A 13,743-nucleotide genomic window follows, 5' to 3' on the forward strand; every position below is an offset into this window, starting at 1 on the left:
TTAGGAGCCGGCGTCTGTCGTCGTCCTGTCATGGCGGCAGGATGCGTCTAGGGGAAATCCCTGGGCGGCGTGGGCGCGAGCGCGTTCGATCCTTACGGCCGCGCGGGCGTGTCCGTCACCAGCCGGATCCAGTTCTGCACGAAGCGCGAATGGCGGCGCTGGTCCAGGCCGACCAGCAGGGCGGGGCTCAGCACCACCGGCTGCACGATGCCCTGGGAACGCGCCAGCACCGCTTCGGAGGTCCAGCGGCCAGGCGTGTCTTCCATGATGGAGCCGAGCGCCGCATGGCTGGACGCCACCTGTTGTCCGGCCGGCGACAGCAGCCAGTCCACCAGCGCCCGGCCCAGCTCCGGGGTGGGCGCGGTGCGCGCGATCAGCACCGAGCGCGCCAGCACCAGCACGTAATCCTGCGGAAAGACCACGCCGATGGGCGCGCCCGCGGCCTGCCGCGACAGCGCGTAGGAGCCGAGGATGTTGTAGCCGATGTCGATCTGGTCGTTCTCGATGGCGTCCAGGATCTCGGCGCTGGTGGCCGACAGGCGCACGCCGGCCTGGCCCATGGCGTTGGCCAGGCCCCAGAAGTTCGACGACACCAGCTCGTCCTGCTCGGCCAGCAGATAGCCCACGCTGCTGGCTGCGATGTCATAGGTGCCGATGCGGCCGCGCAGCTTCGCGGCGTCGCGTTCCAGCAGGCGCAACAAGTCCTGGCGCGAGCGCGGCACGGTGGCTTCGGTATAGCGCTTGGGGTTGTAGACGATGACGGCCGGCTCGAAGGTGAAGCCATAGACCTCGTGGCGCCAGATGGCCCAGGAGGGCAGCTTGGCGGCGTAGGGCGAGGAATAGCTCAGCGCATAGCCGTCGTTGGCCAGCCGGATCTGCAGGTCGGAGGCCGAACTCATCAGCACGTCCACGTCCTTCAACTGCCCGGCGACGGCCGCTTCGTAGAGCTCGCGGCTGCCCATCTCGCGGTACACCACGGTGACGTCCGGCCGTTGCGACTGGAAGCCCTGGATCAGCGGCGCGACCACCGGCGTGTCCGTGGGTCCGGCGATGGTCAGGACCCGGGACGTGGGCTGCGGCGCGGGGTAGCGGGTGACGACTTCCGCGATGTCGGCGGCGCGTACCTCGGCGGGGGCCGAGCCCAGCAGCAGGCCCGCCATGCACAGCGCGCCCAGGCAGGCGGCTGCTGCGCGCCCCGGCGCGGAACGCGCCAGCGGCAGGATCACGCGCGCCGTCAGGCCGCCGCCCGGACGGTCCTGCAGCCAGAGCGAACCGCCGTGGGCGGCCGCCACCGAGCGCACGATGGAAAGCCCCAGTCCCGACCCGGGCTGCGTTTCGCCGGCGCGGCCGCGGGTGAAGCGCTGCTGCACGGCGTCCTTTTCGTCGTCGGCCACGCCCGGCCCGCGGTCCGACACGGTGAGCGCCACGCGAAAACCCGCCACGGGCGTGGCCTGGATGTCCACGGGGCCGTCGGGCGCATAGCGCAGGGCGTTGTCCACCAGGTTGCGCAGCATTTCGCGCAAGGCGACCCGGTCGCCGGCGATGCGGGCGCGGCGGACCTCGGGCGCGATCTCGATGCGCAGGCGCTGCGCTTCCAGCGGGCCGATGCGGCGGCGCGTTTCGTTGACGGTCTCGGCTACGCCCACCAGCGTGCGCGATCCCTTGCCCAGGCGGTGCGTGATGGTGGCATCCATCAGCAGCTGATTGATCAACTGGCTGGCATGGGTGGCGTTCAGATGGATGCGTTCGAGGCGCGCGTGCAGCCTTTGCTGATCGGTTTCTTCCAGGGCGACTTCGGCTTGGGCGCGCAGCGAGGCCAGCGGCGTACGGACCTGGTGGGCGGCATCCGCCACCAGGGTGTTGAGCGTGCCCATGACGCCGGACAGGCGCTGCATGAAGGCGTTCAGCGCTTCGACCAGCCGTCGCACTTCTTGCGGCACAGGCGTCACCAGCGGCGCCAGGTCGTCGGGCGCGCGGCTGCGCAATTCGCGCTCCACCACGGCCAGCGGCGCGAAGGCCCGTTGCACCCCGAACCACAGCAGGCCCAGCGCCACGAGGGACACCACTACCAGCGGCAGTGCGGTGCGCCCCAGGATCTCGTCGGCCAAGGCCTCGCGCGAGCCTAGCGTCTCGGCCACTCGCACCGTCACCCAACCCGCATGCTGGCTGGCGGACACCAGCCGGCCTACGGTGGCGACGCGCACGGGTTCGTCGTGATAGCGCAGATAGGCGAACACCGGCGTGGCCGACTGCGCCAGCGGCATGCCGGGCGCCAGGTCGTCGTAGCCCGTGATGAGGCGGCCGTTCGAGGTGCGGGCCTCGTAGAACACGCGCTCGCCGCCGGACAGCATGGCCAATGAGGACACCGGCGGTTCGACGGTGACGTTGTTGTCTTCGATCTGCACCGAGCCGGCGATGGTCAGCGCCGACGCCGCCAGCAGCCGGTCAAACGCCTGTTCCGCCGCGCGCTGCGCGTAGCCGCGCAGGAAGAACACCAGCCCGATCAGCGCGCAGGCCAGCAGCAGCACGCCCAGCGCGAAGACACGGCGGCGGATGGAAAAGTTTTCAGGGTTCTTCATGGCTGCGGGCCTGATAGCCGACGCCGCGCACGGTGACGATATCGATCGAGGCGCCCGTAAGCTTCTTGCGCAGCCGCGATATCAGCAGCTCCAGCGCATTGAGCGTGCCGTCGTCCAGGTCGAAGAGCTGGTTCATCAGCCGTTCCTTGGCGACGGTCTGGCCCAGCTTGCCGAGCAGGATCTCCAGCAGACGAAATTCGCGCCGGCCCAGCTCCAGAGGCGCGCCGGCCACGCTGACATTGCGGTTGGCAAGGTCCAGGCTGAGATTGCCATAGACGGTGACGCTGCTGGTCTGGCCGGCGGGGCGGCGCATCAGCGCGCGCAGCCGGGCTTCGAGTTCGCGCAGGTCGAAGGGCTTGACCAGATAGTCGTCGGCGCCCAGGTCCAGCATGTCGATCTTGTCTTCGATTTCGGAACGTGCGGTCATGACCAGCACGGGGGCTTCCAGACCGGCGGCGCGCAATTCCCGGATGACGGTGAAGCCGTCCTTGCCGGGCAGGTTGATGTCCAGCACCAGGGCGTCCCAGGTCTCGTCCAGGCCCCAACGCAACGCCGCCACGCCGTCGCGTACCCATTGCACGCTATGGCCGGCGAAACGCAGCTTGCTTTCCACGGCATCGCCGAGATCGAGATTGTCCTCGACCAGCAAAATGCGCATGTGTTGTCTCCGTGTCTTTTGTGGCTTTCGGGGGAGTGTAAAGGGCTGGGATGGTTCTGTGGGTTTGGGGTTTGGTGCTTGCGGTGGTGGTAGGTTCTTAAGGCGCCTGTCGCGTCGGCGGCCTGCGGGGCGCGGGGCAACGATTGCGGTCCGGAGCGTTCGCTCCGGACTTGCCTCGGCGGCCCCCCCCTTCGTCATCTTCGTCCAGGCCTTCGGCCTTCCCTTCAGATTCCCTCGGGCTTATCGACGCCCCGCGCCCCGCAGGCCGCCGACGCGACAGGCTCGGCTGGTTGAAACTTCACGGGCGCTGGGACGGGCGGTGTGCTTGGCGTTCTGGCCACGGATAGTGGGTGGTGGCGTGTCTTGCGGGGCCCGCCCCAGGCCGGCCGCGCGGGCGGCCTTTTGGGGCTTACGTGGCGTCTTGCGTCGCGTGATGGCGCTACGCGCTGGTGGAGGGGGACGTTCTCGTGGTGACACGCATGGCAAGTGAGAACCGGGTCTGGGTTTGGTAGGGCGCTGCGTTGGGGGCGATGGCCAAGTGCACGGGGCGGCCAGTAATCGTCACTTCAACGCGGATGCCGGATGGGTGGCGCGCGTCCGGATCTGCATGCGCAAGCGGCTGTCCGTCGCGCGCCACCCATAACCGCCATCCCCCAAGAGCTGGAGACCAATAGCAAACCATTCGTCGCATACGCGCAAGCGAACACAATCGAAATTCAGAAAATCACGTATGTCATTCACGGCCGCCCGCGCGGCCGAGAATGACGGGCAGCACAAGAATCGCCCCTGACCACGGCTCTAGCAGCGCATCAGTCCAAGATTCAAGCAGCCCGTCGGCGCGGGCGCCTGAGGGGTGGGCAACCTCGATGCGCCCGAGGGAATCTGAAGGGAAGGCCGAAGGCCTGGACGAAGATGACGAAGGGGCAGTCCGGAGCGAAGGCTCCGGACCGCAATCGTGGGCGCCCACCCCTCAGGCGCCCGCGCCGACGGGCGGCCTACGAAGAAATCGCAGCGCATCGCCCAAAGACGCCGGAGCAAAAGAAACCTACTCCTGCCCACCCACAGCCGGACTGATCTCTCCGATATACCGGCAATCCAGCTCCAGAGACAACTCATCCATCCCCAGAATATCAATCTCCACCGCAGTCCCCCGCTCCAGCTCCGGCATTCCCCCCACCCGAGTCACCAGCGGCGCATTAGCGAACCGCACCAGATCCTCGCGCAGCACGTGCGCCACCGTGCGGGTCACGTTGTGCTGCTTCAGCCAGCGCAGGCACCAGTAGCGTTCCATCGCGCTCTGGAACTCCGCCCAGGCCGCGTATTGCGCATCGAAGGCGCCGATGATGGCGAACAGGTCCGCGTCGCGCGGCTTGAAAGGGGCGACCAGGCGGGCGGACACGCCGTGCTCGACCGCAGCGATCAACTGCCACTGGTTCACCAAGTCCACATAGCGGCGCAGCGGTGAAGTGCTCCAGGCGTACTGCGGCACGCCGATGGCCTCGTGCGGCAGGGCCTGGGTGCTCATGCGCACGCGGCCCGCCTGTTGCGAGCGGTAGATGCCCGGCACGCCATGCTGGTGCAGCAGGCCGCCCCAGAGGTTGTTCGCCAGGATCATGTATTCCGCCACCATGCGGTCCAGCGGCGCGTTGCGCTGGCGCGGCACCAGGCGTACCGGCGTGTCGGGATCGTCGGGGTTGCCGTCCAGGTAGAAGCTGTACTCCACCCGCGAATTGTTTTCCGGCTTGCCGCGTACGTTTTCGCGTTGCGCCGACAAGGCCTGCGCCAGCTTCCATAGCGGGCGCAGCCAATGGCCGTAGGGCAGGTCGGCCGACGGATCGGACAGGCTGGCTTCCGTGACCTGGGCGTCCAGCATGTTATGGCGCAGATTCTCGCGCACCACGATACGTTCAAGGCGGGTTTCCGATTCGATGATTTCGCCGGTTTCCGGATCGGCCACCACGTACAGGGACAGCGCCGGCACTTCGCGGCCGGCGTCCAGCGAGAATGCCTGGATGATGCTGTCCGGCTGCATGGGGATCTTGTCGCCCGGCATGTAGACGGTGGACAGGCGCGCGCGCGCCAGCTTGTCGAAATCGCTGTCGCGGGTCACGGTAATGCCCGGGGCCGCCACGTGCACGCCGACGCGCAGGCGGCCGTCGGGCAAGGTGGAGACGGACAGCGCGTCGTCGATTTCCGTGGTCGTGACGTCGTCCACCGAATAGATTTCGGCGTCGGACAACGGCAGCTCGCGGTCGATGGCAGGCAGTTCCAGATCCGGGAACGCCAGTCCGCGCGGGAAATTCACCGCCAGGAAACGGCGCTTGTGCAGCGCCAGCGCATGCGGCCAGGCGCCCAGTTCCAGCAGCAGGCGGTCGGGGCTCTTGCCCAGCTTGGCGCAGGCGGCGTCCAGCGCCTTCCATTGCTGCGAATTCTTGTCCGGGCGGATCAGCAGCGACTCCGCGGCCTGGGCGATGGGCTCGGGCAGGCGTCCGGCAGCCATTTCATCCACCCATTCCTGCTGCTGCTCGGCCTGGCGCTGCTTTTTCTCCAGCGCGGCCAGGGCGGCGGCCAGAATGTCCGGCGGGGCGGGGCGGTAGCGGCCCTTGCCGCGACGGTGGAAGTACGCCGGCGCGCCGTGCAGGCGCATCAGCAGCGCGGCCTGTTCCACCGGCGTGGGCGCGTGGCCGAAGTAGTCGGCGGCCAGCGCGGGGGAATCGAATTCATCCTGCGGCGCGCATTCCCACAGGAATTGCAGGTCCAGCGTTTCGGCGGTCGCGGCCGCCTGGATCATCAGCGCGGCCGGTTCGGGCGCGGCGAAGTTGAACAAGGTGTTGGCGCGCTTGATCTTGCTGCGCTTGCCGGATTCCGATTCCACCTGCAGGCTGGCGTCGGTCTCGGACAGGATATTGCCGGCCTTGAAGCTGCCGTCGTCTTCGTAAAACACATACATGGTGGGGATCGTCCTGGGCGGCGCGCACGCGCCGCCTTGCGCTGCTTATAGAGTGTAGAAGTCTGATACTGATTATTGGGGGCGAACCTGCTTGTCGCCAAGGGCGAATTCAAGCACTTCGGGCATCCAGTCCGCAAAATCGGACAAACCGTGGTCGCTGCCTTGCACGATGCGCTGGCGGCAGCCCGCGTAGCGGTCGCGCATCTCGCGCCAATCCAGCACCTCGTCGCCGGTGGCCGCTACCAGGAGGTAGCGGTCGGGCTGGGAGATGCGGGGGACATGGATGGCGGCCAGTTCGTCCACGTATTCGGGCAGGAAGACGAACGGCGCGTCGGAATGATACATGCGGTGCTCGCCGATCTGGGTGGCGAGGTCGCGGGCGGCCTCGACCGCCGGATTCAGCAGCACCGCCTTGCAGCCCAGCTGTTCGGCCAGCCAGGTGGCATAGAAGCCGCCCAGCGACGAGCCGATGATGGTCAGCGCACGGGGCGAGTCCGCGCCTGCCAGCTGGCGCCGGGCGATGTCCAACGCCTGCGCGACGGCTTCGCGCGGGCTGGCGGGCAGTTGCGGGCAGGCCCAGGCCGCCGACAGGCCGCGTTCGGCCATGGCGTCGGCCATCATCCGGGCCTTGAAGGAGGTCGGCGAGGAACGGAAACCGTGCAGATAAAGAATCATGGCTCGCCTTTGCGGTGTCTTTGCCGGAATCAGCCGCGCGCCTGCAAGGCGTCCAGCAGCTTGCCGTGCACGCCGCCGAAGCCGCCGTTGCTCATGACCAGCACCTGGTCCCCCGGACGCGCCGCGCCCGCCACGGCGGCGACCAGCGCGCCGATGTCATCGTAGCTGGAAGCGCGGTCGCCCAGGGGCGCCAGCACTTCGGCCGGATTCCAGCCCAGGGCGTGCTTGCCGGAATGGGCGCCGAAGCAGAACACCAGATCGGCGTCGGCCAGGGCCTCGGGCAGGCGGGCGGCCATGGTGCCCAGTTTCATGGTGTTGGAGCGCGGTTCCAGCACGGCCAGGATACGGGCCGGCCCGACCTGGCGGCGCAGGCCTTCCAGGGTGGTGGCGATGGCGGTGGGATGATGCGCGAAATCGTCGTAGACCTTGATGCCGTTGACCGTGCCGCGCAGTTCCATGCGGCGCTTCACCCCCGCGAAGCGACTCAGGGCCTCGATGCCCTGGGTTGCCGGCACGCCCACGTGTTCGGCGGCGGCCAGAGCCGCCAGCGCGTTCATGCGGTTGTGCTCGCCCGTCAGGTTCCAGCGCACGGTGCCGGCAGTCACGCCGCCGCGCAGCACGCTGAATGCGCCCTCGGCATCCGGAGCCGTCGCCTGCCAGGCGCCATCGGCGCCGAACGTGACGGTTTCGGACCAGCATCCGCGCGCAATCACGCGGTCCAGCGCGGCGCAGTGGGCCGGGCGCACGATGCGGCCCGATCCAGGGATGGTGCGCACCAGATGATGGAACTGGGTCTCGATCGCTGCCAGATCGGGGAAGATGTCGGCGTGATCGTATTCAAGATTGTTCAGGATGGCCGTGCGCGGACGGTAGTGCACGAACTTCGAGCGCTTGTCGAAGAAGGCGGTGTCGTACTCGTCCGCCTCGATCACGAAGGGGCGGCGCGACGGATCGAAGCGCGCGGACACGTGCAGGTCCTGTGCTACGCCGCCGATCAGGAAATTGGGCGCGAGCCCCGCGGCTTCCAGCACCCAGGCCAGCATCGAGCTGGTGGTGGTCTTGCCGTGGGTGCCCGCCACCGCCAGCACGTGCTGGCCGGGCAGGATGTTGTCGCCCAGCCATTGCGGGCCGGACACGTAGCGCGCGCCCGAATCCAGGATGGCCTCCATCAAAGGATTGCCGCGGCTGACCACGTTGCCGATCACGAAGAGATCGGGCTTGAGCGCCAGCTGTTCGGCGCCGAAGCCTTCGATCAGCTCGATGCCTTGTTCGGACAGTTGCGTGCTCATGGGCGGGTACACGCCCGCATCGCAACCAGTGACCTTGTGGCCGGCGGCGCGCGCGATCAGCGCCAGACCGCCCATGAACGTACCGCAGATGCCAAGAATATGCAGGTGCATTGAAAACTCTCCTGTCCTGCATTGTATATATATAGAGTGGCGGCCAGCCGCGGCCCGCGCGGCGCAAACCTGCGGCAGCGGTTATGATCGCGCCATGAATCGACGCCTACTTCTTTCCGCCGGCGTGGCCATAGCCGCCACGGTTGCGGGCGGCTACACCCTGATGGGCCGCAAGACCTCGACGCCCTCGGCCGCAGCCGATGCCGGCGATCCCGTCGCCGCCCTGATGCAGATGCCGCTGCCCGACCTGAACGGGGCGTCCCATACGCTGGCGGGCTGGAAAGGCCAGCCCATCGTGGTCAATTTCTGGGCAACCTGGTGCGCGCCGTGCGTCCGAGAAATGCCCGAGCTCGACGTTTTGCAGAAAAAGTACCCGCATGTACGATTTGTCGGCATTGGTGTCGATTCGGCTGCGAATATGCAAAAATTTGTCGAGAAAGTACAGGTTTCCTACCCCTTGTGGGTGATAGGGGCCGGCGCCATCGATACATTGCGTAAGCTGGGAAATCCCAGCGGCGGCCTGCCTTTTACTATTGTTTTCAATGCAGATGGCGGAATTAACCGGAAGATATTGGGTGAAATCCAGCCCGACGACCTGGATCGCACCCTATCTGGTTTAAAGGCGTAAGTCTGTTGGACAAATAGTAGGAATTGGCGTAAAAAGCTGGTTTATCGGCTGTTTTGCCAACAATTGGCAAACCACTCATTGGCAAGCGCATGGCGCAAAACATACTGGTATTGCATGGCCCGAACCTGAACCTGCTCGGCACCCGAGAACCTCACATCTACGGCAGCCTTACGCTGCAACAGATCAACGAGGGACTTGAGCTGCTCGCAGGCGAACTGGGCGCCACGCTGACAGCGTGGCAAGGCAATCACGAAGGCGCGCTGGTTGACCGCATCCAGGCGGCCCGGCAAGACGGCACCGACTTCATCATCATCAACGCGGCGGCATATACGCACACCAGCGTCGCAATTCGCGATGCGCTGGCTGGGGTCGCGATCCCATTTATTGAAGTACATTTGTCCAATCTGTATAAGCGAGAGCCCTTCAGGCATCACTCTTATCTGTCCGACTTGGCGGTAGGCCTCATCAGCGGCCTGGGCGCGGATGGCTACGAGGCGGCTCTGCGTTACGCAGTACGGCACTGATCTCGCACCAAACCACAGCATTTACATCTTATACGGCGCGGACCCGACGCTGGGACGTCGCCGACACTATCTCGGGAAGCAGCTTCTATGGACCTCCGAAAACTCAAAACCCTGATCGACCTGGTGGCTGAATCGGGCATCGCCGAGCTGGAAATCACCGAAGGCGAAGGCAAGGTGAGGATCGTCAAGTTCTCGCAGACCTTGCAACCGGTCGCCTACCACCACCCCGAAGCCGGCGTGCCGGCGGCGCCGGTGGCCCAGACCGTCGCTCCGGCCGCGCCCGCCGCCGCCGAAGCTGCGCCGGTGATCCAGGGCCATGTCGTGAAGGCTCCGATGGTCGGCACGTTCTATCGCGCGCCGAACCCGGGCGCCGCGCCGTTCATCGACGTCGGCGCCACGGTGAAGGAAGGCGATCCGCTGTGCATCATTGAAGCCATGAAGCTGCTCAATGAAATCGAAGCCGACAAGTCCGGCGTCATCAAAGAAATCCTGGTCGAAAACGGCGAGCCCGTCGAGTACGGTCAACCCCTGTTCGTCATTGGCTGATAGCTGAAAATGTTCGAAAAAATCCTGATCGCCAATCGGGGCGAAATCGCCCTGCGCATTCAGCGCGCTTGCCGCGAGCTGGGCATCAAGACCGTGGTGGTGCACTCCGAAGCCGACCGCGAAGCCAAGTACGTGCGCCTGGCCGATGAATCGGTGTGCATCGGGCCCGCGCCGTCGCGTGAAAGCTACCTGAACATGCCGGCCATCATTTCGGCGGCCGAAGTCACGGATTCCGAGGCAATCCACCCGGGTTACGGGTTCTTGTCCGAAAATGCCGACTTCGCCGATCGCGTCGAAAAGAGTGGCTTCGTCTTCATCGGTCCGCGTCCCGACACCATCCGCCTGATGGGCGACAAGGTCAGCGCCAAGCGCGCCATGATCGAAGCCGGCGTGCCGGTGGTGCCGGGTTCGGAAGGCGCTTTGCCCGACGATCCGCAGGAAATCGTCCGCATTGCGCGCGAAGTCGGGTATCCGGTCATCATCAAGGCGGCAGGCGGCGGCGGTGGCCGCGGCATGCGCGTGGTGTACACCGAGGCTGCGCTGCTGAACGCCGTCACCATGACGCGTTCCGAAGCGGGCGCCGCGTTCAACAACCCCGAAGTCTATATGGAGAAGTTCCTGGAGAATCCGCGCCACGTGGAAATCCAGGTGCTTGCCGACGGCGGCCGCAACGCGGTCTGGCTGGGCGAGCGCGACTGCTCCATGCAGCGCCGTCACCAGAAGGTCATCGAGGAAGCGCCGGCGCCCGGCATCGCGCGCCGCCTGATCGAGCGCATCGGCGACCGTTGCGCCGACGCCTGCCGCAAGATGGGCTACCGCGGCGCGGGCACGTTCGAGTTCCTGTATGAAAACGGCGAGTTCTATTTCATTGAAATGAACACCCGCATCCAGGTCGAACACCCGGTTACCGAGCTGATCACCGGCGTGGACCTGGTCCAGCAGCAGATCCTGATCGCCGCCGGCGAAAAGTTCACGCTGCGCCAGCGCGACATCACCTTCAAGGGCCACGCGATCGAATGCCGCATCAACGCGGAAGATCCGTTCCGCTTCGTGCCCAGCCCCGGCCGCATCACCAACTGGCACACGCCGGGCGGCCCGGGCGTGCGTATCGATTCGCATGCGTTCAACGGTTATTTCGTGCCGCCGAACTACGACTCGATGATCGCCAAGGTCATCACCTACGGCGACACGCGCGACCAGGCACTGGCCCGCATGCGCACCGCGCTGTCGGAAATGGTGGTGGAAGGCATTTCCACCAACATCCCGCTGCATCGCGAAATGCTGCAGGACGCCCGCTTCATCGAAGGCGGCACCAGCATCCATTACCTGGAACACAAGTTGGCTCAGCGTCCCTGACCGCGATCCGGGGGCTTTCCGCTCCCGGGCCGCTCCTGTTTTGTTTTACGGTCAACGGGCCGCGGCGCAAGCCGCGGCCCGTTGACCAGATGGAAGAATCATCATGCGTGAACTCGTGCTCCATTGCCTGGAGGCGCAGGCCGAAGCCCTCTCGGATGCCCTGCTGGAAGCAGGCGTGCTGTCGGTATCTGTCGAAGATGCCGACCTGGGCACCGACGACGAGCGTCCCTTGTTCGGCGAACCGGGCACCGAGCCCGACGTGCAGGCCTGGGACCGCAACCGCGTCGTCGCCCTGCTGCCCGACGGAGCCGATCCCGCGCAGATCATGGAAGAAGCCGCCGCCGCGGGCGAACTCGATCCCGCCGTGTTCGAGGGCTGGAGCCTGCGTGACGTGCCCGACGCCGACTGGGTGCGCCTGACACAGTCGCAGTTCGGCCCCATCCATATCGCCGAACGCCTGTGGATCGTGCCCAGCTGGCACCGCGACAATCCCGATGTGCCGGCCTTCGAGCCGGACGCCGCCACCCAGGAAGGCGCAATCCACATCGAGCTGGATCCGGGCCTGGCCTTCGGCACCGGCAGCCATCCCACGACGCATCTGTGCCTGGCCTGGCTGGAAGCCGAGTTGCCGGCCGGCGCCACGCTGCTGGACTACGGCTGCGGCTCGGGCATCCTGGCGATCGCCGCGCGCAAGCTGGGCGCGGGTCCGACTCAGGCGGTGGATATCGACGCCCAGGCAGTGCAGAGCACCATCTTCAATGCCGAGGTCAACCACGTCGAGCTGCGGGCCATGCTGCCTGACGGGCTGGCGGATGGCACGTTCGAAGTGGTGGTCGCCAACATCCTGTCCAACCCCCTGAAGGTGCTGGCGCCCATGCTGGCCGGACGCGTTGCCGCGGGCGGCCATCTGGTCTTGTCCGGCGTGCTGGAACGGCAGGCCGAGGAAGTGGCCGCCGCCTACGCGCCCTGGATCGCCATGTCGGTCTGGCGCGCGCGCGACGGCTGGGTGTGCTTGCACGGCCAGAAGGCCTGAGCGCTGCCACCGCTGGATCGCGCCATGGCCCTGACCACCCGTTGCCCGCAGTGCGGCACCACCTTCAAGGTGGTGCCTGACCAGCTGCGGGTCCGTAATGGCCTGGTGCGCTGCGGCGCCTGCTCGACCGTGTTTGACGGGCGCGCCTGCCTGCTGCCGGCCGCGGGCGCGGCGCCGCAATCCGTGCCGCCGGCCGCACCGCCGATGCCGATGCCGGTGACGCCCGCCGCCAGCCAGGCCGCACCAGTCCTGGCGACGCCGGCGACGCCCGTTGCGCCGCAGGTGCCGGTTGCCCCCATTGCGCCTCTGCCTCCCGCCGCACCGCCGCCGGAGCGTCCCGCGCCCGCGGTGGATTTTTCACAGATCGCGCCCTGGGACGACGAGCCCGAACCGCCGCGCGCACCCGTGGCGGCGCCCTACAGTCCGCCCGCGGTGCCGCCTGCCGTGCTGCGCGGCCGCGACGATATCCGCCGGCGCGCCGAACCGACCCCAGGCGAGGAAGATGCAAGGCGTCATGAATCGGACGACCTGGCCGACGACGACGTAGGCGATGACGAGGATCCGCTGCGCTGGACTGCGCCCGCGGCTTCGAGGGCGGGGCATCATGCCGACACGGCCGTGCGCGGCCAGCATGCGGAGCCGTCCTTCACCATAGGCCGCGCTCGCGCCGACGTGCGTGACGAAGCGCGCGACGACGAATACGACAACGAGTACGCCGACGAGCATCGCGACGACGACCCCGACGATTACCGGGAACGCTACCGCGACGATCACGGCCCCGATCGCGAAGACGCTGGCGAGCCCGTGCTGGGCGACACCCGCACGCGTTATTCCAGCGCCACCGACGTGGGCCGCGCGCCGCCCGAATTCCTCGACCAGGACCGCGAGGAGCGCCAAGGCCTGCTGCGCAAGCTATGGGGCTACGCCTGCCTGATCGGCCTGATCGCGCTGGGCCTGCAACTGGCATACGTGTACCGCACCGATATCGCCAATTCCGTGCCCATTCTGCGGCCGGCGCTGGAGATGGCGTGCCAGCCGCTGGGCTGCACCGTGGGGTACGCGCGTCGCCTGGAACTCATACACATCACCTCCTCGTCGCTGCAGCCGCCGACCGGCGCGGCAGCGATCGATGACGGCCGCAGCCGCCTGGTGCTGACGGTGATGATGCGCAACCGTCACGACAAGCCGCAGCACTGGCCCGCCCTGATGCTGGACCTGAACGACCTGTCGGACACGGTGGTGGTGCGCCGCGCGCTCAAGCCCGAAGATTATCTGACGCCCGAGCAACTGCGCGGTCCTTTCGCGCCTCAGGGCGAATTGAAGATTTCCGTGCCGATTGAAGTGACTGGCGTCCAGGTCAATGGCTTTCAAATCAATAAATTCTTTCCTTAAGG

General features: G+C 66.8%; 11 protein-coding genes. 6 read left to right on the forward strand and 5 right to left on the reverse strand.

Annotated elements, in window-relative coordinates; genetic code table 11:
- Positions 1-92 precede the first annotated feature (92 nt).
- The 5 genes from HV793_RS10495 to mpl all read right to left on the reverse strand — a co-directional run bounded on the left by HV793_RS10495 (position 93) and on the right by mpl (position 8,262).
- On the reverse strand, positions 93-2,579 hold the full coding sequence (locus tag HV793_RS10495) for a sensor histidine kinase (protein ID WP_054459004.1): 2,487 nt from the start codon (positions 2,577-2,579) through the stop codon (positions 93-95).
- Complete coding sequence (locus tag HV793_RS10500; RefSeq protein WP_054459006.1) at positions 2,566-3,237, reverse strand: response regulator transcription factor; 672 nt, start codon at positions 3,235-3,237, stop codon at positions 2,566-2,568. The genes HV793_RS10495 and HV793_RS10500 overlap by 14 nt, the downstream gene beginning before the upstream one ends.
- Before the next feature lie 1,045 nt (positions 3,238-4,282).
- Entirely contained in the window at positions 4,283-6,187 is a 1,905-nt protein-coding gene (locus HV793_RS10505; protein ID WP_175213096.1) for a ribonuclease catalytic domain-containing protein, read from the reverse strand.
- A gap of 72 nt (positions 6,188-6,259) precedes the next feature.
- Positions 6,260-6,862 carry a YqiA/YcfP family alpha/beta fold hydrolase gene (locus tag HV793_RS10510; RefSeq protein ID WP_054458319.1) on the reverse strand — a complete coding sequence of 201 codons (603 nt, stop codon included), beginning with the start codon at positions 6,860-6,862 and terminating at the stop codon, positions 6,260-6,262.
- A 29-nt stretch (positions 6,863-6,891) separates the two neighbouring features.
- Complete coding sequence (gene mpl, locus HV793_RS10515) at positions 6,892-8,262, reverse strand: UDP-N-acetylmuramate:L-alanyl-gamma-D-glutamyl-meso-diaminopimelate ligase (RefSeq protein WP_175213097.1); 1,371 nt, start codon at positions 8,260-8,262, stop codon at positions 6,892-6,894.
- Between the two features lie 94 nt (positions 8,263-8,356).
- On the opposite strand from mpl, the gene HV793_RS10520 reads away from it, so the two are divergent.
- The 6 genes from HV793_RS10520 to HV793_RS10545 all read left to right on the forward strand — a co-directional run bounded on the left by HV793_RS10520 (position 8,357) and on the right by HV793_RS10545 (position 13,741).
- On the forward strand, positions 8,357-8,890 hold the full coding sequence (locus HV793_RS10520; protein WP_054458322.1) for a TlpA family protein disulfide reductase: 534 nt from the start codon (positions 8,357-8,359) through the stop codon (positions 8,888-8,890).
- Positions 8,891-8,979: 89 nt separating this feature from the next.
- Positions 8,980-9,414, forward strand: coding sequence for a type II 3-dehydroquinate dehydratase (gene aroQ, locus HV793_RS10525; RefSeq protein WP_013391376.1), 435 nt, complete (start codon positions 8,980-8,982; stop codon positions 9,412-9,414).
- Between the two features lie 87 nt (positions 9,415-9,501).
- On the forward strand, positions 9,502-9,960 hold the full coding sequence (gene accB / locus HV793_RS10530) for an acetyl-CoA carboxylase biotin carboxyl carrier protein (protein ID WP_175213098.1): 459 nt from the start codon (positions 9,502-9,504) through the stop codon (positions 9,958-9,960).
- Positions 9,961-9,969: 9 nt separating this feature from the next.
- A complete protein-coding gene (accC, locus tag HV793_RS10535) occupies positions 9,970-11,316 on the forward strand; it encodes an acetyl-CoA carboxylase biotin carboxylase subunit (RefSeq protein WP_054458326.1) in 1,347 nt (448 codons plus the stop codon).
- 103 nt (positions 11,317-11,419) lie between these two features.
- Positions 11,420-12,349, forward strand: coding sequence for a 50S ribosomal protein L11 methyltransferase (gene prmA, locus HV793_RS10540; protein ID WP_054458328.1), 930 nt, complete (start codon positions 11,420-11,422; stop codon positions 12,347-12,349).
- Between the two features lie 24 nt (positions 12,350-12,373).
- The gene (locus tag HV793_RS10545; protein WP_175213099.1) at positions 12,374-13,741 is read left to right on the forward strand and encodes a DUF3426 domain-containing protein; all 1,368 of its coding nucleotides are present in this window, start codon (positions 12,374-12,376) and stop codon (positions 13,739-13,741) included.
- The last annotated feature ends 2 nt before the right edge of the window (positions 13,742-13,743 follow it).

Source organism: Achromobacter aegrifaciens (assembly GCF_902859965.1).
GTDB classification, from domain to species: Bacteria; Pseudomonadota; Gammaproteobacteria; order Burkholderiales; family Burkholderiaceae_B; genus Achromobacter; species Achromobacter aegrifaciens.

Excerpts from the sequence above, each read along its gene's own strand:
- HV793_RS10495 (WP_054459004.1), bottom strand. The coding sequence starts at position 2,579 with ATGAAGAACCCTGAAAACTTTTCCATCCGCCGCCGTGTCTTCGCGCTG.
- accB (WP_175213098.1), top strand. The coding sequence starts at position 9,502 with ATGGACCTCCGAAAACTCAAAACCCTGATCGACCTGGTGGCTGAATCG.
- HV793_RS10520 (WP_054458322.1), top strand. The coding sequence starts at position 8,357 with ATGAATCGACGCCTACTTCTTTCCGCCGGCGTGGCCATAGCCGCCACG.
- aroQ (WP_013391376.1), top strand. The coding sequence starts at position 8,980 with ATGGCGCAAAACATACTGGTATTGCATGGCCCGAACCTGAACCTGCTC.
- HV793_RS10505 (WP_175213096.1), bottom strand. The coding sequence starts at position 6,187 with ATGTATGTGTTTTACGAAGACGACGGCAGCTTCAAGGCCGGCAATATC.
- HV793_RS10500 (WP_054459006.1), bottom strand. The coding sequence starts at position 3,237 with ATGCGCATTTTGCTGGTCGAGGACAATCTCGATCTCGGCGATGCCGTG.
- prmA (WP_054458328.1), top strand. The coding sequence starts at position 11,420 with ATGCGTGAACTCGTGCTCCATTGCCTGGAGGCGCAGGCCGAAGCCCTC.
- HV793_RS10545 (WP_175213099.1), top strand. The coding sequence starts at position 12,374 with ATGGCCCTGACCACCCGTTGCCCGCAGTGCGGCACCACCTTCAAGGTG.
- HV793_RS10510 (WP_054458319.1), bottom strand. The coding sequence starts at position 6,862 with ATGATTCTTTATCTGCACGGTTTCCGTTCCTCGCCGACCTCCTTCAAG.
- accC (WP_054458326.1), top strand. The coding sequence starts at position 9,970 with ATGTTCGAAAAAATCCTGATCGCCAATCGGGGCGAAATCGCCCTGCGC.
- mpl (WP_175213097.1), bottom strand. The coding sequence starts at position 8,262 with ATGCACCTGCATATTCTTGGCATCTGCGGTACGTTCATGGGCGGTCTG.